This is a genomic window from Streptomyces sp. NPDC093510 (genome assembly GCF_040683555.1).
Lineage (GTDB): Bacteria > Actinomycetota > Actinomycetes > Streptomycetales > Streptomycetaceae > Streptomyces.
Window position 1 is genome coordinate 135,555 of sequence record NZ_JBFBEE010000008.1, and the last position, 21,579, is coordinate 157,133.

18 protein-coding genes are annotated in these 21,579 nt (G+C 72.2%); 16 read left to right on the forward strand and 2 right to left on the reverse strand.

The genetic code is table 11. The annotated features are described in order from the left end of the window. The first annotated feature begins 1 nt into the window (after position 1). The 4 genes from AB0N81_RS14915 (at position 2) to mtnB (ending at position 3,753) form a co-directional block, all read left to right on the forward strand. A complete protein-coding gene (locus AB0N81_RS14915) occupies positions 2-1,627 on the forward strand; it encodes a glycerol-3-phosphate dehydrogenase/oxidase (RefSeq protein ID WP_365358217.1) in 1,626 nt (541 codons plus the stop codon). 151 nt (positions 1,628-1,778) lie between these two features. Then, positions 1,779-2,372 carry a cupin gene (locus AB0N81_RS14920; protein ID WP_365358218.1) on the forward strand — a complete coding sequence of 198 codons (594 nt, stop codon included), beginning with the start codon at positions 1,779-1,781 and terminating at the stop codon, positions 2,370-2,372. Further along, a complete protein-coding gene (gene mtnC, locus AB0N81_RS14925; protein WP_365358219.1) occupies positions 2,369-3,112 on the forward strand; it encodes an acireductone synthase in 744 nt (247 codons plus the stop codon). The genes AB0N81_RS14920 and mtnC overlap by 4 nt, the downstream gene beginning before the upstream one ends. Further along, complete coding sequence (mtnB, locus tag AB0N81_RS14930) at positions 3,109-3,753, forward strand: methylthioribulose 1-phosphate dehydratase (protein ID WP_365358220.1); 645 nt, start codon at positions 3,109-3,111, stop codon at positions 3,751-3,753. Before mtnC ends, mtnB begins: the two co-directional genes overlap by 4 nt. Positions 3,754-3,757: 4 nt before the next feature. On the opposite strand, the gene mtnA is transcribed toward mtnB, so the two are convergent. Continuing rightward, positions 3,758-4,822 (reverse strand): S-methyl-5-thioribose-1-phosphate isomerase, encoded by a 1,065-nt coding sequence (gene mtnA, locus AB0N81_RS14935; protein WP_365358221.1) that lies wholly within the window; start codon positions 4,820-4,822, stop codon positions 3,758-3,760. A gap of 342 nt (positions 4,823-5,164) precedes the next feature. Between mtnA and AB0N81_RS14940 the strand changes: the two genes are divergently transcribed. The 12 genes from AB0N81_RS14940 to AB0N81_RS14995 all read left to right on the forward strand — a co-directional run bounded on the left by AB0N81_RS14940 (position 5,165) and on the right by AB0N81_RS14995 (position 18,077). Further along, on the forward strand, positions 5,165-6,241 hold the full coding sequence (locus tag AB0N81_RS14940) for a BMP family ABC transporter substrate-binding protein (RefSeq protein ID WP_365358222.1): 1,077 nt from the start codon (positions 5,165-5,167) through the stop codon (positions 6,239-6,241). Next, entirely contained in the window at positions 6,225-7,778 is a 1,554-nt protein-coding gene (locus tag AB0N81_RS14945; RefSeq protein WP_365358223.1) for an ABC transporter ATP-binding protein, read from the forward strand. The genes AB0N81_RS14940 and AB0N81_RS14945 overlap by 17 nt, the downstream gene beginning before the upstream one ends. A 1-nt stretch (position 7,779) precedes the next feature. Continuing rightward, positions 7,780-8,862 (forward strand): ABC transporter permease, encoded by a 1,083-nt coding sequence (locus AB0N81_RS14950; protein WP_365358224.1) that lies wholly within the window; start codon positions 7,780-7,782, stop codon positions 8,860-8,862. Next, positions 8,862-9,764: an ABC transporter permease gene (locus AB0N81_RS14955; RefSeq protein WP_365358225.1), complete on the forward strand. Its 903-nt coding sequence runs from the start codon at positions 8,862-8,864 to the stop codon at positions 9,762-9,764. Before AB0N81_RS14950 ends, AB0N81_RS14955 begins: the two co-directional genes overlap by 1 nt. Beyond that, positions 9,761-10,522, forward strand: a complete 762-nt coding sequence (locus AB0N81_RS14960) for a purine-nucleoside phosphorylase (RefSeq protein ID WP_365358226.1) — start codon at positions 9,761-9,763, stop codon at positions 10,520-10,522. The genes AB0N81_RS14955 and AB0N81_RS14960 overlap by 4 nt, the downstream gene beginning before the upstream one ends. Positions 10,523-10,571: 49 nt before the next feature. Continuing rightward, positions 10,572-11,939: an amidohydrolase gene (locus tag AB0N81_RS14965; protein ID WP_365358227.1), complete on the forward strand. Its 1,368-nt coding sequence runs from the start codon at positions 10,572-10,574 to the stop codon at positions 11,937-11,939. Then, positions 11,936-12,553, forward strand: a complete 618-nt coding sequence (locus AB0N81_RS14970; RefSeq protein ID WP_365358228.1) for a sulfite oxidase-like oxidoreductase — start codon at positions 11,936-11,938, stop codon at positions 12,551-12,553. The genes AB0N81_RS14965 and AB0N81_RS14970 overlap by 4 nt, the downstream gene beginning before the upstream one ends. Further along, positions 12,546-13,316, forward strand: a complete 771-nt coding sequence (locus tag AB0N81_RS14975) for a ferredoxin reductase (RefSeq protein ID WP_365358229.1) — start codon at positions 12,546-12,548, stop codon at positions 13,314-13,316. Before AB0N81_RS14970 ends, AB0N81_RS14975 begins: the two co-directional genes overlap by 8 nt. A 110-nt stretch (positions 13,317-13,426) precedes the next feature. Continuing rightward, a complete protein-coding gene (locus AB0N81_RS14980) occupies positions 13,427-14,098 on the forward strand; it encodes a FadR/GntR family transcriptional regulator (RefSeq protein WP_365358230.1) in 672 nt (223 codons plus the stop codon). A 216-nt stretch (positions 14,099-14,314) separates the two neighbouring features. Beyond that, positions 14,315-15,298, forward strand: a complete 984-nt coding sequence (locus AB0N81_RS14985) for a PAC2 family protein (protein WP_365358231.1) — start codon at positions 14,315-14,317, stop codon at positions 15,296-15,298. Between the two features lie 271 nt (positions 15,299-15,569). Further along, positions 15,570-17,327, forward strand: coding sequence for a S8 family peptidase (locus AB0N81_RS14990; protein WP_365358232.1), 1,758 nt, complete (start codon positions 15,570-15,572; stop codon positions 17,325-17,327). Positions 17,328-17,402: 75 nt separating this feature from the next. After that, positions 17,403-18,077, forward strand: a complete 675-nt coding sequence (locus tag AB0N81_RS14995) for a hypothetical protein (RefSeq protein ID WP_365358233.1) — start codon at positions 17,403-17,405, stop codon at positions 18,075-18,077. Positions 18,078-18,140: 63 nt separating this feature from the next. Here AB0N81_RS14995 and AB0N81_RS15000 read toward each other — a convergent pair whose 3' ends face one another. Further along, on the reverse strand, positions 18,141-21,200 hold the full coding sequence (locus AB0N81_RS15000; protein WP_365358234.1) for an NPCBM/NEW2 domain-containing protein: 3,060 nt from the start codon (positions 21,198-21,200) through the stop codon (positions 18,141-18,143). Positions 21,201-21,579 lie beyond the last annotated feature (379 nt).

Consider the following 21,579-nt stretch of genomic DNA (forward strand, 5'->3'; position numbering starts at 1 on the left):
CATGACCACCCTGCAGAGCGTCCCTGCCCTCGGGACGCATCCGGCTGCCGGTTCACGTGCTGCTTTTGGAGTGGCGAGCCGCGCCGAGACCCGGGAGCAGCTTTCCAAGGCGACGTACGACCTCCTGGTGATCGGCGGCGGAATCCTGGGCATCTCCACCGCCTGGCATGCCGCGCAGTCGGGACTGCGGGTGGCCCTGGTGGACGCCGGTGACTTCGCCGGCGCCACCTCCTCCGCCTCCTCCAAGCTGCTCCACGGCGGTCTGCGCTACCTGCAGACCGGTGCGGTGAAGCTGGTCGCGGAGAACCACTTCGAACGTCGCGCGGTGTCCCGTCAGGTGGCCCCCCACCTGGCGAACCCGCTCACCTTCTACCTGCCGGTCTACAAGGGCGGCCCGCACGGCGCGGCCAAGCTCGGCGCGGGCGTGTTCGCGTACAGCGCGCTGTCCGCGTTCGGCGACGGCGTCGGCCACCTGCTTTCGCCCTCCAAGGCCGCGCAGGACGTGCCGGAGCTGCGCACGGACAACCTGAAGGCCGTCGCGGTCTACGGCGACGACCAGATGAACGACTCCCGCATGGCCCTGATGACGGTCCGCGCGGCCGTCGAGGCCGGTGCCGCCGTCCTCAACCACGCCGAGGTCACAGGACTGCGCTTCACCGGGGGCCGGGTCACCGGCGCCGAGCTCAAGGACCGCATGAGCGGCGACGAGTTCGGGGTCAACGCCCGCCTGGTCCTGAACGCGACCGGCCCCTGGGTCGACCACCTGCGCAAGATGGAGAACCCGGACGCGTCGCCCTCCATCCGCCTCTCCAAGGGCGCGCACCTGGTCCTCAAGCGCACCGCTCCCTGGAAGGCCGCGCTGGCGACCCCGATCGACAAGTACCGCATCACGTTCGCCCTCCCCTGGGAGGACATGCTGCTGCTCGGCACCACGGACGAGGAGTTCGAGGGCGACCCGGCGGACGTGAGCGTCACCGAGGCGGACACCGCCCAGATCCTGGACGAGGCCGCGTTCTCCATCCGCGACCAGCAGCTGTCGCGGGACCTGATCACGTACTCCTTCGCGGGTCTGCGGGTGCTGCCCGGCGGCCCCGGTGACACCTCCAAGGCCAAGCGCGAGACGGTCGTCACCGAGGGCACCGGTGGCATGCTGTCGGTGGCCGGCGGCAAGTGGACGACGTTCCGCCACATCGGTCGTACGGTGATGAAGAAGCTGGAGTCCCTGCCGGGGCATCCCCTCGGCGACGACTACGAGCCGATCTCCGAGCTGCCGAAGAAGCTGCCGCTGCCCGGTATCGCCAACCCGCGCGCCGTCGCGCACCGCCTCCTGGTGGACGGCCCGGCGCCCGGCCCGCGCATGGCCGCCGACACCGCCAAGCACCTGGCGACGCACTACGGTTCGCTCTCCTTCGACATCGCCCGCCTCGCGAACGAGAACCCGGAGCTGGCCGAGCGCGTCCACCCGGACGCCCCGGAGATCTGGGCCCAGGTCGTCTACGCCCGCGACAACGAGTGGGCCGAGACGGCGGACGACGTGCTGCGCCGCCGTACGACGCTGACGATCCGCGGCCTCGCCACGGACGACGTGCGCGGCAAGGTCGAGGACCTGCTGAAGAAGAAGGACTGACGGTTCATCGGCAGTAGGTAATAGGTAGTGGGTAAGGGGCGGCCTCCCTGGAGGCCGCCCCTTACGCGTCCACGCACTGGGACACCCTGTGGCGGGCCGGGGGCGGGAGTTACGATCCCGAGAACACCCGCTGACCTGCCCTGGAGTGACCATGACTCTCCTGACGACCTGGCCGGAGGCCGGGCCCGAGACCGTCGTCCGCCGCACCGCGGACCCGGCGGAGATCGCCGCCGCACTCGCTCCCATAGGCGTGCGCTACGAGCAGTGGCCGGTGCGCGAGGACGTACCGGCCGACGCCGACAGCGACACCGTCTTCGCCGCGTACCGCGCGGAGATCGACAAGCTCAACGCCGAAGAGGGCTTCCGGACCGTCGACGTGGTGGCGCTCCACCCGCCGGCCGACGGCGACGATCCGTCGTGGCCGGAGAAGGCGAAGGCGGCCCGGCAGAAGTTCCTGGCCGAGCACACGCACGACGACGATGACGAGGTCCGCTTCTTCGTCGCGGGCGCCGGGATCTTCTACCTCCACGTGGGCGGCGAGGTGCACGCCGTGTACTGCGAGAAGGGCGACCTGCTCGGGGTGCCGCGCGGCACCACGCACTGGTTCGACATGGGCACGTCCCCCGCGTTCACGGCGATCCGCTTCTTCCACGAGGAGGACGGCTGGATCGGCAACTTCACCGGCAGCCCGATCGCGGACCGCTTCCCCGACTTCGACGAGATCCACTCGGGGTACGCCGCGTGACGGACCAGAACCTGTACGGCGTGGACGCCGTCGTCCTCGACATCGAGGGCACCACCAGCGCCACCGGGTTCGTGGTGGACGTGCTGTACCCGTACGCGCGCGAGCGGTTCGGCGAGCTGCTCGCCTCGCGGGGCGACGAGCCCGCGGTGGCGCGGGCCGTCGCGCAGGTACGGGCGGAGATCGGCGAGCCGGACGCCGATGCCGGGCGCGTGGAGAAGGTCCTCGGCGAGTGGGTCGACGCCGACCGCAAGGCCACGCCCCTGAAGACGCTCCAGGGGATTCTCTGGGCGGAGGGCTTCGCGCGCGGCGAGCTCGTCTCGCACTTCTACCCTGACGTCATCCCGGTCCTGCGGCGCTGGCACGCGGACGGGGTGCGGCTGTACGTGTACTCGTCCGGGTCGGTGGCGGCGCAGCGGGCCTGGTTCGCGCACTCCGCCGAGGGCGATCTGCTGGAGCTCGTCAGCGGCCTGTACGACACCGAGAACGCGGGGCCCAAGCAGGAGGCGGACTCCTACCGGGCCATCGCCTCGTCCACCGGCGTCACCCCCGGGCGGCTGCTCTTCCTCTCCGACCGGCCCGGTGAGCTGGACGCGGCGCGGGCCGCGGGCTGGCGGACGGTCGGCGTGCGCCGCGCCGGGGAGCCGTACGCCGACGCCGACTTCGGCGATCACCCCCAGGTCCCGGCCTTCTCCGGGATCGCCCCTCTTGCCGCCACTCCTGACGCTGGGAGCAGTTCATGACCGACACCGCCGCCGACGTCACCACTGCCGGCACCGCCGCCGATGTCACCGCCGCGGACCTGGAGGAGGCGGGGGCGGTGCTGGCCGTCGAGGCCGCGCGGTTCGCGTCGTTCGGCTGGATGCGGGGGACGTCCGGGAACCTGTCGCTGGTCCTCGCGCGGGACCCGCTCCGGCTCGCCGTCACCGCGAGCGGGCGCGACAAGGGCGAACTGACCGCGTCCGACGTGGTGTTGACGGACGGCGAGGGCGCGGCGGTCGGGCCGGGGCGCCCCTCGGCCGAGGCCGCCCTGCACGCGCGCGTGGTGCGGCTCACCGGCGCGGGCGCGGTGGTGCACGTCCACACGGTGGCGTCGGTGGTCATGGGGCAGCGCTCCCCCGCCGGAATCCCCTTCGAGAACCTGGAGATGCTGAAGGGGCTCGGGCATCCGACGCACGAGGTGTCGGTGACGCTCCCGGTGATCGAGAACAGCCAGGACATGACCGTGCTCGGTGACCGCCTCGAAACGGCGCTGCGGCCGGGGATGCCGGCGGTGGTGGTCGCCGGGCACGGTATCTACGTCTGGGGAGCGGAGCCTAGCGAGGCGCGGCACCGGGCCGAGGTCGTGGAGTGGCTCCTGGAGCTGGAGCTGGCGCGGGGCTGACCTTCTACCCCAGCGCCTCCTTCGGCGTTTGCCCCGCCGCCACCTCCAGCACGCCCCGCTCCGTGACCAGTGCCGTCACCAGGGTTCCCGGCGTCACGTCGAACGCGGGGTTGTGGCCGCGCGAGGCCGCCGGGGCCGTACGGACGCCTGCCCACTCCAACACCTCGTCCTCGCCCCGGAGTTCGATGTGGATGGCGTCGCCGGACGGGGTGGTGAGGTCCACCGTCGTGGTGGGCGCCGCCACCATGAAGGGGATGCCCGCGTGCGCGCACGCGAGGGCGATGCCGACCGTGCCGACCTTGTTGGCCGTGTCGCCGTTGGCCGCCACACGGTCCGCGCCGACGATCGCCGCGTCGACCTCGCCGCGCAGGATCGTGCCCGCGGCCGCGCCGTCCGCCTGGACGTAGTGCGGGATGCCCTCCTGGGCGAGTTCCCAGGCCGTCAGCCGGGCGCCCTGGAGGAGGGGGCGCGTCTCGTCCGCGTAGACCGTTTCGAGCCGTCCCCTGGCGTGCAGTTCGCGGATGACGCCGAGCGCCGTGCCCCAGCCGGCCGTGGCGAGGGCGCCGGTGTTGCAGTGCGTGAGGATACGCAGCGGGCGGTCCGCGGCGGCCGGCACGCGGTCCAGGAGCCAGTCGGCGCCGTACGCGCCCATCGCGTGGTTGGCGGCCAGGTCCTCCTGGACGATCGCGTCCGCCTCGGCGAGGACCGCGGCCGTCCCCTTGTCGATGAAGGGCTTCACGCGGTCCACGCACACCATCAGGTTGACCGCGGTGGGCCTGGCCTCCCGGATGCGGGTGACCTCGGCGTCCAGGCGCGCACGGTCCCAGCCCTCGCGCCCTGCCTGCGTCATGGCGAGCGCGACACCGTAGGCGCCCGCGGCGCCGATCGCGGGCGCGCCGCGCACGACGAGCCGGACGATCGCGTCGACCAGGCCGTCGACCGTCGTGACGGCCAGGCGCTCCAGGGAGTGCGGGAGCACCGTCTGGTCGATGAGGGAGAGGGACGGGAACGGCTCGCCGCCCTCCGTCGCCGCCGTCCACGTCACGGCACGCAGTTCCTGGCTGTTCATGGGCTCAACTCCGAGTGAAAAGGGGCGTTTCCGGCCATGCGGGGAGGGGTGCCGTCACCGTACCTGACGTGCGCGAACCACATTTCGAGACGATCGCACGGCCGTCCGAAATCCGGTGTTACCCTCGCCGCCACCCAGGACAGATCGATCCGATCCACGGTGTGAGGAGGACAGCCATGACCGCGAAAGCCGGTGCGATGTGCTGCCCCGCCGTGTCCCGCGGCCGCCGAATGTGCGGCTGTCGCCGCTGTCTTCGCTGTCTTCGCTGAGCGACACCGTTTCAGCACGTACGACTCTCCTGTCACCGCCCGGGCCCCGGGCACCTCCATGAAGGCGATGGCCATGTCCCCGCTGTCTCTGCGTACGCACACGTCCCTGCGGATCACCGCCGCGGCCGTCGGTGCCGTCCTGCTCGCCACCGGCTGCAACGCGGCGGCGAAGGACGGCGATTCGGGCGGCGGGGGTGGCGGCAAGGCGTTCACGCTCGTCACCCCCGACCCCGTCGCCCAGAACGAGTTCCTCAAGCTCGCCGTCTCCGGGGTGAAGGCGGCGGCGAAGGCGCACGACGGCTCGCAGAAGGTTTTCCAGAGCAGCGACACCGGCTCGCGGCAGCAGAACGTCGCCTCGGCCGTGGACTCCGCTCCCGACGTCGTCGCGCTGGTCGGCTTCGAGTTCGCCGACATCGTGGCGCAGCAGGCCGAGGCCCACCCGGACCAGCAGTTCCTGCTCGTCGACGCGTGCACGAAGAAGACGTACAAGAACGTCACCTGTGCCGTCTTCCGCGAGCACGAGGCTGTCTTCCTCGCCGGTGCCGAGGCCGGTCTGCTCACCGGGAGCAAGAAGGTCGGGGCGGTCGACGTGCTCGACACCCCGCAGTTCCGGCGGTACAGCGAGCCCTTCGCGGCGGGTGCGAGAAAGGTGAGGCCGGGTGTGCGGTCCCGGACGCTGTTCGTCGGCGGGCAGTCGCCGTTCAACGACGCGGCGCGCGCCAAGGACCAGGCGTCGACGCTCGCCTCGGGCGGCGTCGACCAGGTGATGGCGGCCGCGGCGGCGGGCAACACCGGCGTCTTCCAGGCGGCGAAGGCCGCGAAGGCCGCGAAGGGTGAGGGCTTCCAGGCGTACGGGGTGGACGCCAACCAGTGCCTGGGCAGCCCGGGGGTCGTCGTCGACAACGTGCTCAAGAAAACCGACGTCGCCGTGGAGAAGGGCATCGGGCAGATCCTCGACGGCAAGGGCGGCACCACCGTGTCGTACGGCCTCAAGGAGGGCGGCATGTCGCTGACCGGCCTGGAGCCGGGGCTCGCCGACTCCAAGTGCCTGATCGCTGAGCCCGCCAACAAGGACGTGCTGAAGCGCGTCGAGAGGCTGCGCGACGACATCGCCGCCGGAAAGCTGACCGTCGATGACCCGGCCGCCTGAGGACACCGGCGCCCCGTTCGCCGTCGAACTGCGGGGCATCACCAAGGAGTTCCCCGGCACGCTCGCCAACGACCGGGTGGACCTGGCCGTGCGGCGCGGTGAGATCCACGCCCTGATGGGCGAGAACGGCGCGGGCAAGTCGACGCTGATGTCCGTCGTGTACGGGCTGCTGCGGCCGGACGCCGGGCAGATCCTGCTCGACGGGCGCGAGGTGTCCTTCGCGAGCCCGAGCGAGGCGATCGGCGCGGGCCTCGGGATGGTGCACCAGAGCTTCAAGCTGTTCCCCTCCTTCACGGTCGCCGAGAACGTCGTGTACGCGGCCGAACCGCGCCGGTTCGGTCTCACGGACCGGGCGGAGGCGGTGCGGCGGGTGGCCGCGCTCGCCGCGGAGCACGGGCTCGCCGTCGACCCGGTGGCGAAGGTCGGCGACCTGCCGGTGGGTGTGCGCCAGCGCGTGGAGATCCTCAAGCTCCTTTACCGCGGCGCCCGTACGCTCATCCTCGACGAGCCGACCGCCGTGCTGACCCCGGCGGAGGCGGACGCGCTCTTCGGAGTGCTCCGCTCCCTCGCCGACGAGGGCCGCACCGTCCTTCTGGTCACCCACAAGCTGCGCGAGGTGATGGAGGGCAGCGACGCGGTGACGGTGCTGCGCGACGGACGGGTCGCGGCGCGCCTGCGGACCGCCGACACGAGCGCGGACGGCATCGCTGCGGCCATGACGGGGCGCGCGGTGGAGCTCGACCGGGTGCATCCGGCGGGCTCGCCGGGCGGCCCGGTCCTGACGGTCGAGGGCCTGACGGCGGACGGGGTGCGCGAGGTGTCGCTCACGGTCGGCGCCGGGGAGATCGTCGGCATCGCGGGGGTGGCGGGCAACGGCCAGTCGCACCTGGTGGAGGCCGTCGCGGGGTTGCGGCCGACGCTGGCGGGGCGGGTCACGCTCGCCGGGCGGGACATCACCGACGCGTCGGCCGCGGGACGGCGTGGCGCCGGGCTCGCGTACGTCCCCGAGGACCGCGCGGCGGTCGGCACGGCGCCGGCCGCGACGGTCGCGGAGAACCTCGTGATGGGGCACCACCGGGGGCACGGTCTGCTGCGTCCCGGCCGGCTACGCGAGCACGCGCGCGTGCTCGTGGAACGGTTCGGCATCAAGGCCGCGTCGTCGGGACAGCCCGCGGGCTCGCTCTCGGGCGGCAACCTGCAGAAACTCGTGATCGGCCGCGAACTGGCCCACGAAGTCCCCCTGTTGATCGTCGAGCAGCCCACCCGCGGCGTGGACATCGGCGCCGTGCAGACGATCCACGACCATCTGATCGCACACCGCGACGCGGGCCACGCGATCCTGCTCGTCTCCGCCGAACTCAGCGAGATCCGCGGGCTCTCGGACCGGGTCCTCGTGATGTACGAGGGCGGGGTCGCCGCGGAGTTCACCCGCGAGGAGGCGGACGAGCCGACGCTGGGGCTCGCGATGGCGGGCGGCGGGACGACTGGTCCGCCCGCTTCCCCCACCCCGCCCGTCCCTCTCAAGGAGGCCCCCTGACATGGCCGTCGAGAGCCTCTCCCGCCTGTACGGGGAACACTCCCCCGTCCGGCGGGCCCTTCGGTCGTCCGCCCTGCACTCCGTCGTCGCCGCCGTCCTCGTCGGGGCGCTGTTCCTCGTCGGCACGGGCGCCGAGCCGATCGGCGCGTACGCAACCGTCGTCAGCGGTTCGCTCGGGCCCGACGGGATCGGGTCGACGCTCACCACCGGGACGAGCATCCTGGGCCTCGCCGTCGCGCTCGCGATCCCGATGCGGGCGGGGCTGCTGAACCTGGGCGGCGACGGGCAGCTGGTGCTCGGCGGGATCGCCGCCGCTGCCACCGGGCTCCACGTCCCGCTGCCCGCGCCCCTCGCCGTGGTTGCCGCCCTGCTCGCCGGGATGCTGGCGGGCGCCGGCTATGCCGCGCTCGCCGCGGTCTGCCAGAACCGGTTCGGCGTTCCCCTGCTGGTCAGCAGCCTGTTGCTGAGCTATCCGGCGATGTCCCTCGCCTCCTATCTCGCGCGTTTCCCGCTCAAGGAGGACGGTTCGAGCCTGCCGCAGACGCGGCGGCTCCCGGAGGGCGTGGAGCTGCCCGCCTTCGGTTCGTCGACGGTCACCGTGGGGCTGGTGCTCGTCGTGATCGCCGCGGGCGTCTTCGTCTTCGCGGACGCCCGCACCGCCACCGGCTACGAGATCCGCATGACGGGGCTCAACCCGCGCTTCGCGGCGTACGCGGGCGTCGACAGGCCCCGCCTCACGCTGCGGCTCATGGCTGTCTCCGGAGCCGTCGCCGGGCTCGTCGGCGCGATCGGGGTGCTCAGCTTCCCGTACCGCTTCATCGACGGTTCGCTGACCGCGGCCGGGCACACCTGGACCGGTCTGACGGCCGCGCTCCTCGCGTCCGCCGCGCCCCTGGGCACCGCGGTCGCCGCGCTGTTCTTCGCCGCGCTCGACGTCGGCGGGCTCGCCATGGAGCGGGCCACGGAGGTGCCGCGGGAGCTGACGCAGGTGCTCCAGGCCGTCGTCATCGTCTTCCTGGCCGCCCGCCTCCGCTTCACCTGGCGGCGCGCCGGGAAGGCCGTACGCCCCGAGGGGGATCTCTGATGTCCGTCGACTCCGCGCTGTTCCATTCGGCGCTCCTCGCGCTCACCCCGATCCTGCTCGCCGCGCTCGGCGGCGCGGTCTGTGAACGCGCGGGCGTGTTCAACATCGGGCTCGAAGGCATGATGCTGATCGGCTGCTTCAGCGCCGTCGCGGGCAGCTGGTTCACGGGCAGCGCCTGGCTGGGCGTCACCCTCGCCGCCCTCTCGTCCGCCGCGTACGCGATGATCCTCGCCGTGGGAACCATCACCCTGCGCGGCGACGCGGTCGTACTCGGCGTCGCGCTGAACCTCCTCGCGGTCGGCCTGACCGGCTTCCTGCTGCGCACCGTCTTCGGTGTCCAGGGGACGTTCTCCGACCCTGACCTCGCGGGCCTCGACGGCGTCGACCTCGCCTTCCTCGGCCCTGTCCTGTCCGGGCACTCGCCTCTCGTGTACGTCTCGTGGGCGGCCGTCGCCGTCGCCGCCGTGTTCCTCGCCCGCCATCCCTGGGGGCTGCGGCTGCGCGGGGTGGGCGAGGCGCCGGACGCGGCGGCGACGCTCGGTGTGAGCCCGGCGAAGTACCAGTACGCCGCCGTCCTCACCGGAGGGCTGCTCTGCGGTCTCGCGGGCGCCCAACTGGCCCTGGGCAACGTCACGTTGTTCTCGGAGAACATGACGGCGGGGCGCGGCTGGATCGCCGTCGTCGCCGTGATGCTGGGCCGGGCGCTGCCGCTCGGGGTGCTGCTCGCGGGGCTGCTCTTCGGCGTCGCGGAGGCGGTCGGGTTCCGGTTGCAGGGCAACGGTCTGCCGCAGCAGGCGACCGACGCCGCCCCCTATGTGGTGACCCTGGTCGCCCTCTTCCTGTCCACGGCGCGCCGCAAGCGCCGAAAGCGTTCCAAGTCCCCGGTAGGAGCATCCACATGACGTCGCTCACCGACGCGCTGCCCATCACCCGTGTCCCCCGCACCGGCCTGCCCGCGCGGGCGGTAGTCGTCGGCGACCCGGGCCGGGCGGCCGCCGTCGCCGACCTCCTGTCCGACGCGAAGGAGGTGTCGTACCACCGCGAGTACCGCACCTTCACCGGCACCTGGCAGGGCACCGAGGTCGTCGTCGCCTCGCACGGCGTCGGCGCGCCCGGCGCGATCCTCCTCTTCCAGGAGCTCGCGGAGGCGGGTGTCACCACGATCCTGCGGCTCGGCACGGCGGGCGCGATCCGTCCCGGCATCCGCGACGGCGACCTGGTCATCGCGGACGCGGCGGTGCGCGACGACGGTGTCACGCAGCAGCTGATCCCCGCCGAGTACCCGGCGTTCTCCGCGCCGGAGGCCGTCCTCGCGCTGCAGCGCGCGGCGCGGGCGGCCGGTGCCCCGTACCACCGGGGCGTGGTGTGGACGCGGGCCGCGTTCCAGCCAGGCTTCCTGCCGCTGCCCGGCGAGGCGTACGCGGCCGCCGGGATCGCCGCCATCGAGATGGAGCTTTCGGCGCTTTTCGTCTTCGCCTCGACGCACGGCCTGACGGCGGGCGGCGCCCTGGTCGTGGACGGCGCGAACGCCGACGAGCTCGTCGACAAGGAGGCCACCGGCGGGTACGACCCGCACCGCGAGGTGGTCGCCGACGGAGTCGACCGGGGTGCCCGGATAACCTTGGACGCGCTGCGCCTGCTGGCCTCCACCGAGCGCTGAACGACCGTGGCGATCAGCCGATGCCGAGGCGACCAGGGAGAACGGAACGATGCACGCCACTGACCTGCCGTCCCAGGACCGGGGCGGCCACATAGACCTGCTGGTGCACGGCGGCGACGTCCTGACCGTCGACGACGCGGGCACCGTCGTGCCGGACGGCGCGGTCGCCGTCCGCGGGGGCCGCGTCGTCGAGGTGGGGCCCGCGGCGCGGCTGCGCGCCGGGTACGAGGCGGCCGAGGAGATCGACGCGCGCGGCTGCCTCGTCCTGCCGGGCCTGATCAACACGCACACGCACCTCGCGATGAATCTGATGCGCGGCATCGCCGACGACGTCACGCTGCAGGGCTTCCTCGCCCGGGTCGTCCCGCGCGAGGCCGAGATCCTCTCGCCGGAGACGGTGGCGGCCGCGATGCGGGCCGCGATCGCGGAGTCCGTGCGCGGCGGCGTCACGACCGCGCTCGACATGTACTGGTTCCACGAGGCGGCCGAGGACGCGGCCCGCGACGCCGGGTGGCGGCTGCTGACCGGGCCGACGTTCATGGACGTGCCGGGCCCGCCGGACGGCAGGCCCTACGGGGAGCGGCTCGGCTGGGCGACCGCGCACCTGAAGGCGTACGTTCCGGCGCCGGGCACCCGTCCCGTCGTCTGCGCGCACTCCGCGTACACGCTGAACCCCGCGCAGCTCACCGAGATCACCGCGCTGGCCCGGGAGCACGGCGCGCTGCTGCACATCCACGCCTCGGAGAACGCGGGCGAGGTGGCGGCCGTCGTCGAGCAGCACGGCATGCGCCCCGTCGAGCTGCTCGACTCGCTCGGCGTGCTCGGCCCCGACACGCTGCTCGCGCACGCCGTCGACCTCACGGACGCCGAGGTCGCGACCCTGGCCCGCACCGGCACGGCGGTGGCGCACTGCCCGGTCTCCAACCTCAAGCTGGGCTGCGGCATCGCACGTGTTCCCGCACTCCTGGACGCCGGCGTCACGGTCGGCCTCGGCACGGACGGCGCGGTGTCCTCCAACACCCTCGACCTGCTCGGCGCGGTGAAGATCGCCGCGCTGGTGCACAAGGCGGGCGGCGACCCCACCGCGGTCGGCGCCGAGCAGGCCGTCCGGATGGCGACCATCGAGTCGGCGCGCGCCCTCGGTCTCGGCGACCGCCTCGGTTCGCTGGAGGCCGGCAAGCAGGCCGACCTGATCGTCCTGGACCTGGACCGTCCGCACCTCGCGCCCCGGCACGACCCGTGGTCGACGCTCGCGTACGCCGCGTCGGCCGCCGACGTCCGGGACACTGTGGTGGACGGCCGTGTCCTGATGCGCGGCCGCGACCTGCTCACCCTCGACGAGCCGGCCGTCCTGCGGGCCCTGCGGGACGCGGCGACGACCTCCGAAGCAGACACCGAAGTGGCAACCTCCGTATGACGTTCGAACCCACCCGCGGTTTCACCGGCCGCGCCCGCGCCGCCGACCGGGACCCACGACTGCCTCCGGGGCAGTACGACGCGCGCGACGGCTGGCCCGTCCTGTCCGCCGAGGTCACCCCCCGGCTCGCCGCCGCCGACTGGACGTTCCGCGTCGACGGCCTGGTCGCGGCCCCGCGCACCTGGACCTGGGACGAGGCGCACGCCCTGCCCGCCTCCGAGTACCGGGGCGACATCCACTGTGTGACGAGCTGGTCCAAGTTCGGGGTGCGGTTCGGCGGGGTGAGCCTGGACACGTTCCTGGCCGCGACCCGCCCGCTCCCCGCGGCGACGCATGTCGTCGCATACTCGCACACCGGCTACACCACGAACCTGCCGCTGTCCGACGTGACGGGCGGCAAGGCGTGGATCGTCTGGGAGTACGGCGACGCGCCGCTCCCCGCCGAGCACGGCGGCCCTGCCCGCCTGATCGTCCCGCACCTGTACTTCTGGAAGAGCGCCAAGTGGGTCGCGGGACTGCGGCTCCTCGACCGCGACGAGCCCGGCTTCTGGGAGCAGAACGGATACCACCACCGGGGCGACCCGTGGGCCGAGGAGCGTTACGCCGGTGACTGACCTTCCGAACCCCTCCTCCGCGGAGCAGCGCTTCGTGCCGCCGACGGCGTTCGCCGTGCCCGGCCGCATCGCGGTGAGCAACCGCTCCGCCGCCGTGTGGCAGCACGCGACGGTCGTGGAGATCCGCCGCGAGACCCCGAGCGCCTCGACGTTCCGCCTGAAGGTGCCCGACTGGCAGGGCCATCTGCCGGGCCAGCACCTGATGCTGCGGCTCACCGCCGAGGACGGCTACATGGCCCAGCGGCACTACTCGATCGCGTCCGCGCCCGACGGCGGCGGCGAGATCGAGCTGACCCTCGACCACGTGCTGGACGGCGAGGTGTCCGGCCATCTGCACACCGTGGCGGCGGTCGGCGACACCGTCGAGGTGCGCGGCCCGCTCTCCGGCTTCTTCGCCTGGCCCGGCGACCGCCCCGCGCTGCTGCTCGGGGCCGGTTCGGGCGTGGTGCCGCTGATGTCGATGGTCCGCCACCACCGGCTCGCGGGCCTCGACGTGCCGCTGCGCCTGATCGTCTCGGCGCGCACGCCCGAGGACCTGATCTACGCGGACGAGTACGCCGAGGAGACCACGGTCGTCCTGACCCGCTCCGAAGGCCGCCTCCACTCCGGCCACCTGGCGCCCTTCCTGAGCGAGGAGGGGCGGCCCGAGGGCGGCTGGGAAGCGTACATCTGCGGCTCCAACGGCTTCGCCGAGCACGCCTCGCGGCTTTTGGTGGAGGGCGGTCAGCCGGTGGACCGGATTCGGATCGAACGCTTCGGCTGAGGAACCGGTCCGATCCCGGCACTCACCTGCGGCGCGGTCGCGTGCCGGGACATAATCGCCTGATACATCGGATGTCTTTCCGGCACTTTTGACTGTTGAGGCGAGGTCCCATGGCTGTCACCGACGAGGCCATCGAGAAGATCAAGGACATGATCGTCTCAGGCGCGCTGCGCCCCGGCGACCGGCTGCCCAAGGAGAGCGAACTCGCCGCCGAACTGGGCCTTTCGCGCAACTCGCTGCGCGAGGCGGTGCGCGCCCTCGCGTTGATCCGCATCCTCGACGTGCGCCAGGGGGACGGCACGTACGTCACGAGCCTGGACCCCCAACTCCTCCTGGAGGCGCTGAGCTTCGTCGTCGACTTCCACCGCGACGACACGGTCCTCGAATTCCTCGCCGTGCGCCGCATCCTCGAACCCGCGGCCACGGCGATGGCGTGCGCCCACATCACCGAGGACGAACTCGACTCGCTGACAAGGCAGTTGGACGCCCTGGGCGCCGCGCCGTCCGTGGAGGAGCTGGTCGCCTGCGACCTGGAGTTCCACCGCGGCATCGTCCAGTCGTCCGGCAACTCCGTCCTCTGCTCCCTCCTCGACGGACTCTCCGGCCCGACCACCCGGGCCCGCATCTGGCGCGGCCTGACCCAGGAGGACGCCGTCAGCCGCACCCTGCACGAGCACCGGGCGATCCTCGCCGCACTGCGGGACCGCGACGCGGAGGCGGCCAGGTCGTGGGCGACGGTGCACATCGCGAGCGTGGAGCAGTGGCTGCGCTCGACGCTGTGAGATCGCTTCGCTGCGTTGCGAGAGCGGTTCGCTGCGCTGTGAGACCGGTTCGCTGCGCTGTGTGAAGGCGTGCCTCCGCCCGGCGCGAAGCCGCCGTTTCCCGGCGCCCGGCGTGGGCAGTGATCATGCACTCCCCCACGCAAGGGGGCTGCGGAGGGACCCCGCCGACGCCGTAAGGTTGGGGCGTACGCAAGGGAACGTCGGAAGGAGGCCTGGGTGATCGAGCTCGAGGGGGTACCCGAGCTGGTCGACCCGGTCATGGTGGCCGCGTTCGAGGGCTGGAACGACGCCGGTGACGCCGCCTCCGCCGCGGTCGCGCATCTCGACAAGGAGTGGAAGGGCGAGGTGTTCGCGGCGCTGGACGCCGAGGACTACTACGACTTCCAGGTCAACCGCCCGACGGTCTGGCTGGACGGCGGGGTGCGCAAGATCACGTGGCCGACGACCCGGCTCTCGGTGGTCCGCGTCGGCGGCGACAAGCCCCGTGACCTGGTCCTGGTGCGGGGCATCGAGCCGTCCATGCGGTGGCGGTCGTTCTGCAACGAGATCCTGGGCTTCGCGCACGAGCTGGGCGTCGAGCTGGTCGTGATCATGGGGGCGCTGCTCGGCGACACCCCGCACACCCGGCCCGTCCCGGTCAGCGGAGTGACGTCCGACCCGGACCTCGCGCGCACCATGGACCTGGAGGAGACCAAGTACGAGGGCCCGACAGGCATCGTGGGCATCCTCCAGGAGGCGTGCACGCACGCGGGCGTCCCCGCCGTCAGCCTCTGGGCGGCCGTCCCGCACTACGTGTCGCAGCCGCCCAACCCGAAGGCCACGCTCGCGCTCCTCAACCGCCTGGAGGACCTGATCGGTCTGCGTATACCGCTGGGCGAGCTGGCCGAGGACGCGCGCGCCTGGCAGGTGGGCGTGGACCAGCTGGCCGCCGAGGACAGCGAGGTCGCGGAGTACGTCCAGTCGCTGGAGGAGGCGCGGGACACCGCGGAGCTCCCCGAGGCGTCGGGCGAGGCCATCGCCCGCGAGTTCGAGCGGTATCTGCGGCGCCGTGACGGCGGCGACGGTGCCGCGTATCTGCGGGACACGCCCAGCGATCGGACCAGGCCGCCGAAGCCGAAGCCCACGCAGCGGCCGGGACAGGGCGCGGAGGGCGAGAACGACAGCGAGGACTCCGGGCCCGCCGATTCCTCGGACGACTAGGACGACTCGGACGACTCCGACGACTCCGACGACTGAGGTTTCGTAACGCGCCAATGGGGCGGCACCCGCACGGGTGCCGCCCCATTGTGCTGCTCATGGCCGATGTGTATCACTTGGCCGAATTGCACGGGGTTCCCCTTTCAACTTCTCTTCAAACATTGTTGCGCGAAAGAGGGGTGGACGTCGCGGCCCTGCCGTAGCAGGGTGTGCCCCGGACACCTGGCGCAGCGCACAGCACGGCACCCGAAGAATCGAAGGGAGCGGTGAAGCGATGACCGAGCAGGCAGACCCGGTGCGGGACCCCGGAGCCGGCGGGCCGGGCCCCGACGGGGCGGGATTCACCTACCGAGAAGCGGACCACGAGCTGATCGTCGTCGCACGGCCCGAGGCCCGGCTCCGCGCCGGGGAGCGGGACGTCCGATCGGCCTCCGGCTCCGACGTGTCGGCCCTGAACATGTTCCTCTCCGACGAACAGCTCTCCCTGGAGCCGCTGTTCGGCAACGAAGACCGGCTGCGGGCCGCCGCGCCCCCGGCCGAAGGCGAAGACGACCTGCCGGACCTGGCCCTCTTCTACCGCGTCCGCGGCGGCGATGACAGGTCCGAGGAACTGCGGGCGCGGATGGCGGCGCTGCCGGGCATCGACACGGCGTACGTCAAACCGGGCGCGGTACCCGCCGCCGACCACGTGGCGCCGACCCAGCCGCACGACCTCGACGACACGACCCGGCGGCGCAAGGAGGGCATGCCCGCGACGCCCGACTTCACCAGCCGCCAGGGCTACCTGAAGCCGGCCCCCGAGGGCATCGACGCCCGCTGGGCCTGGCAGCGCATCGGCGGCTCCGGCGAGGGCGTCACCGTCATCGACATCGAGGGCGCCTGGCAGCTGCGCCACGAGGACCTCGCCGCGAAGCTCGCGGGCGTCGTCGTCGGCGCCCCGATCCAGGACCTGGCCTGGCGCAACCACGGCACCGCGGTCATCGGCGTCCTCGGCGGCGACCGCAACGCCGTCGGCGTCACCGGCATCGTCCCGGAGGCCGTGACGGCGGCCGCCTCCTTCCAGCCTCTCGGCACGGCGGCCACCATCCACGCGGCGGCCGAGCGGCTGAACCGCGGCGACATCATCCTGCTCGAACTCCACCGCCCCGGGCCGAAGTCCGACTTCGAGCCGCGCGACGACCAGAAGGGCTACATCGCCATCGAGTGGTGGCCCGACGACTACGCGGCGGTGCGCCACGCCACCGCGAAGGGCGTCCTCGTCGTGGGCGCGGCGGGCAACGGCGCCGAGTCCCTGGACGACGCGGTCTACGAGCGCAGGCCCGACGGCTTCCCCGCCTGGTGGCGCAACCCCTTCAACCCCGCCAACCGCACCTCCGGCGCGGTCCTGGTCGGCGCGGGCGCCCCGCCGCCCGGCACGCACGGCCGCGACCACGGGCCCGACCGCTCACGTCTGGCGTTCTCCAACTACGGCGCGCGCGTGGACGCGCAGGGCTGGGGCCGCGAGACCACCACGACCGGTGGCTCCTGGAACGGGCCCGGCGATCTGCAGGGCGGCGCCGACGAGATCGCCTGGTACACCGACACGTTCTCCGGCACGTCCTCCGCGTCGCCGATCGTCGTCGGCGCCCTGGCCGCGCTGCAGGGCATGCTGAAGGCCGCGGGCCAGCAGCCGATGACGCCGAACCGGGCGCGCGCGATGCTGCGCTCCACGGGCTCGCCGCAGCAGGACGCGCCGGGCAGGCCCGCGTCGCAGCGCATCGGCAACCGGCCCGACATCAAGGCGGCGGTCACGAACCTGCTGCCGTCGGCGGTGGGCTCGGGCCAGGCCGAGCGGTACTGGGACGAGTTGCTCCCGTACCCGCCGGAACTCCCGCCTCGGCTCCGGCTGTTCGTGGCCGGCGAGTGGCGCAACCTCGACAACCCGTCCCCCGAGACACGGCAGGCGGTCCACGCCGCCTTCGCCGGGGGCCGACCGGACGTACGCGTCTGGTTCTCGGACGACGAGGTCGTGGGCCTCGTCGTCACGGGCTGAAGCACGACCCCTCCAGCACGACCGCACTCCAGCACTGCTGAAGGACCACAACCATTGAGGGAAGGTGGCACACGCATGAGCACCACCCCGCAGATGAGCCAGCTGGGCCAGCAACAGGGACAGCAGCAAGGACCGCAGCAGTACGGCCAGCAGCAGTACGGAACACAGCAGTACGGCCAGCAGCAGAGCCCGAGCACGGCCCCGCCGCAGCAGCAGGGCCGGCAGCAGTACCAGCAGCAGCCCATCGGCCAGCAGCAGTACCCCCAGCAGGGCATGCAGGGCCAACAGGGCATGCAGGGCCAGCAGGGAATCCAGAACCAGCCCGGCATGCACGGTCAGCAGGGCATGCAGAACCAGCCCGGCATCCAGGGCCAGCAGGGCATGCAGCAGGTCCCGCCGCACCTGCGCCAGCAGTTGCAGCAGCTCGGCCAGCAGCAGCCCTTCCAGCACCTGCTCCAGCAGTTCGGCCAGGAGCAGGAGCAGCAGATCCCGCAGGCGCAGGCGCCGGAGATCTCCACCCAGGCGCTCGCGTCCAACGTGGCGACGGCGTTCTGGGACGTCATCGAGCCGCTCCCGGGCCAGGCGGACATCCTCTACCTGCACGTGGACAACGCCTGGCGGGCCTTCGTCAACCCCAACCCGCACACCCACGACGAGGTCCAGGAGGCGTTCGCCTTCGGACAGCAGGTGATCGGCTACTACGACACCAACAACCCCGGGTACCTGCTGGCCATCGTGGTCACCAAGTGACCCTCGTGTGAGCGGACGGCGGCGCCGGGCGGAGACTTCTCCGCCCGGCGCCGTCGACTGTTCCTACGCGCAGGTGAACCGGGCGGCGGCCCAGTCCGCGTGGTCCCCGCTCTTCGAGCCGTTGGTGTCGGTCGCCTTCAGCTCCACGTGCCGGGCGCCGCGCACATCGACGTCGACCGGCACGGTCGCCGAGGCGCCCGTCACCTTCGGCGAGGTCCACAGCACCTTGCCGTCGGCCTCGACGGAGAAGGCGGCCTCTCCGTAGCCGTTGATCTCGTCGTCGATGCCCACGTCCGCGGTGAAGGTGGAGCACCGGCCGCCCGGATAGACCTCGATGGCGGAGTCGGCGTGCGTGCCGATCCCCTTCTCGTACGTCTTTCCGGCCAGGGTGAGCGGGTGGCCGTCGTCGGCGCCGGACTCGCCGTTGCTGCGGTCGCGTTCGGCGGGACCGTATCCATTGGTGGACTTCAGCCACTTCATGTCGCTCGCCCAGGTGTCCTTCGAGGGCGCCTCGGGCATCACGCCGAGCGCGAACCGCTGGACGGTGGTGCGGTCCTGGCCGGCCGAGCGGTGGCGGGCGGTCGCGGTGAGCGGCTGTTCGCCGATGTCCGCGTCCTTGGCCGGGGTGAGGGCCACCTCGACGCGGCGTGTGGTGCCGGCGGGGACGCGGTCCGCCTTCGCGGTGCCGACGGTCCAGCCCTCCGGCGCGTCGACGGTGGCCTCGACACGGGTGGCGTCCTTCGTGCCGGCCGTGATGTCGACGGCGACCTTTCCGGGCGTGCCGGCGCCGATCTCCTGGCCCGCCGGGACGCTCACGGTGGCGGGTGCGCCGGGCACGGCGCCGCCGACGGCGCTGGTGTCGTCGAGGGCCAGCTCGAAGGCGCGGTCGGTGCGCAGTGCCTTCGTCTTCACCTTGACGACGCCGCCGCGGTCGTCCCTGTCGTAGAACCAGCCCTGCCGTGCGCTGTCGTACGCGCTCTTCGAGGTGAGCCGCGGCAGCCTGTGCCCGTCGAGCTCCACGCGGGCGGGCGCGTCTCCGGTGTGCAGTGTGAACGCGTAGGGCCTGCTGCTCTGCTTGCCCTTGTACGTGCCCTTGCTCGCGCCGATCCGCACCCGCACGTCGCCCGCTCCGGAGCGCGGCGCCCGGACGTCGGCGCGCTGCGTGGCGTACTTTCCGGCGCGGTGCTCCCGGGTCACGCCGTCGTCCTCGTACAGCTCGAAGGAGGATCTGCCCTGAGGGTAGATGTCCCAGGCGAGCGGCGAGTCCGCCTTCCTGTCCTCGTAGGAGCGGATGCCACCGGGCCACATCGGCACACTGGCGCCGCCCTTCACGAAGAGGGGCAGCGTGTCGAGGGGCGCGCTGTAACCGTCGACGGTGGTCGGTCCCTGGTAGGTCCGTCCGCTCCAGTAGTCGGTCCAGGTGCCCTTGGGCAGGTAGATGCCGTCGCGTGTGGTGCTGTCCTTGTGGACGGGCGCCACGAGGAAGTCCTCGCCGGTCAGGAACTCGTACTTGGCGGCGTCCGTCGCGGCCTTCGGGTCGTCCGGGTACTCCAGGGCCAGCGGCCGCACGGCGCCCACACCGGTCCTGGTCGCCTCGTGGGCGTACGAGTAGAAGTAGGGCAGCAGCGCCTCGTGCAGCTTGAGGTACTTGCGGTTGATGGAGGTGTAGGGCTCGCCCTGGCGGAAGGGCTGCTTGTCGCTGGCGGCCCAGCCGTCCATCGTCATCGTGACCGGCAGGAACATCTTCCACTGCAGATCGCGTACGTACGTCTTGGGGCTGCCGCCGAAGATGCCGTCGACGTCACCGGTCGTATAGGCGAGGCCGGACATGGTGGACCCGGCGTACGTCGGGATCTGCCAGCGGATGTACTCCCAGCTGCCGCTCTGGTCGCCGGACCACTGCACGCCGCAGCGCTGGGCGCCCGACCAGCTCTCGGGGGCCCAGGTGAAGCCCCGGGCGTCGCTGTTGTCCTCGATGCCCTTGTACGCGTCCTTGCAGCCGTCGAGGGCCTTCTTGTAGCCGTCGCCGACCCACGCGACGTCGAGCTTGGCGACGCGCTGGCCCGCCTTCACCTGCTCGGCGATCTTGTCGAGGCCGTCCTCGGTCCACAGGCCCATCTTCATCTTGCGCTCGGCGAGGCCCTTGGCGGTCTCGGCGAGGTCTTCGTAGCCGCAGCCGTAGCCGTCGTTGACGAGCATCCAGCCGTTCGGCATGTCGTTCTCGACGTACCCGTCGGCGACTTTGAGGGAGTCCAGGGTGTGGCGTTCACCGCGGTTGGCGTTGTGGAGGTAGCAGTCGGCGTCGCCGATCTCCATGCCGTAGACGGGTGGCAGGAAGGGCTTGCCCGTGAGCTTGGTGTACTGCCCGATGACGTCCTTGGCGGCGTCGCCGCCGCGTCCCGCGAAGTAGTAGGCGTCGAAGCGCTGTTCCTTCGCAGTGGCGGTCACGGGCTCTGCGAAGTCGTACGTGTTGGGCGCGTACGTGTTCCGGAAGACGCCGTAGCCCTTGGAGGACAGGTAGAACGGCACGGAGTTGGGGTGCCCTCCGTCGTCCCAGTTGTAGTCGACACTGACCTCGACCTTCTTGCCGCGGTGCGAGGTGTTGCCGCGTCCGTTCTGCATCCCGGCGCCGTAGAACTGTTCGTCGGCGCCGCGCGCGAGGCTCTGCGTGGTGGCGCCCTTCGTCCAGGACAGCCCCTTGGACTCGGCCCAGACGCGGCTGCCGTCGGAGCGGTACAGGGCGAAGCGGAGGGGCGACTTGTAGGCGCGCAGGGTCACCTTGGAGGTGCTCAGCTCGTAACGGTCGCCCTTGTCCGCCCACTTGGTGCGGGGCGGATCGCCCTGCGGCAGGACAATGTCGTCACCCGTCGGGTCGGTGAACTCCCCGTCGGGGGCGAGTTCGAGCCGGAAGGTCTCCGCCGAGACGAAACTGACGCGGGCCTCGGCCTCGCCCGCGCTGATCCGGTAGACGGCCCCGTCGTGGCCGAACCCGGTGACGTCGCCGACCGTGGTCGCGGACTCGTCGACGGCCCGCGCGGACCCGCCACCGGGCCCCGCGAAACTCACGAGAAGGCCCAGGAGAGCGGCCGCGGCCGCCGATCTGAAGCGCGTGGAAGATCTCATGGCGGAGGTCTAGCGCGGCAACTGGCCCCGGGGCCATGGACTTTGCACACCCACACGTGGATTTCCCACACCCACAGCACGAACGAACCGAACGGGCGGAAAGTTCCAGCCCGCCTGCACGTACTGACGAGCCGGACGGCGGAAGACTCCAGCCCGCCCGCACTTGCCGACCAGCAGGACGGACGGAGGTTTCCAACCCGCCCGCACTCGCCGACCAGCCGGACGGACGGAGGTCTCCAGCCCGCGCGCACTTGCCGACCAGCCGGACGGACGGAAGATTCCTGCCTGCCTGCACTTGCTGACCAGCCGGACAGGCGGAAGATTCCAGCCCGCCCGCACTCGCCGACCAGCCGGACGGACGGAAGATTCCTGCCCGCCC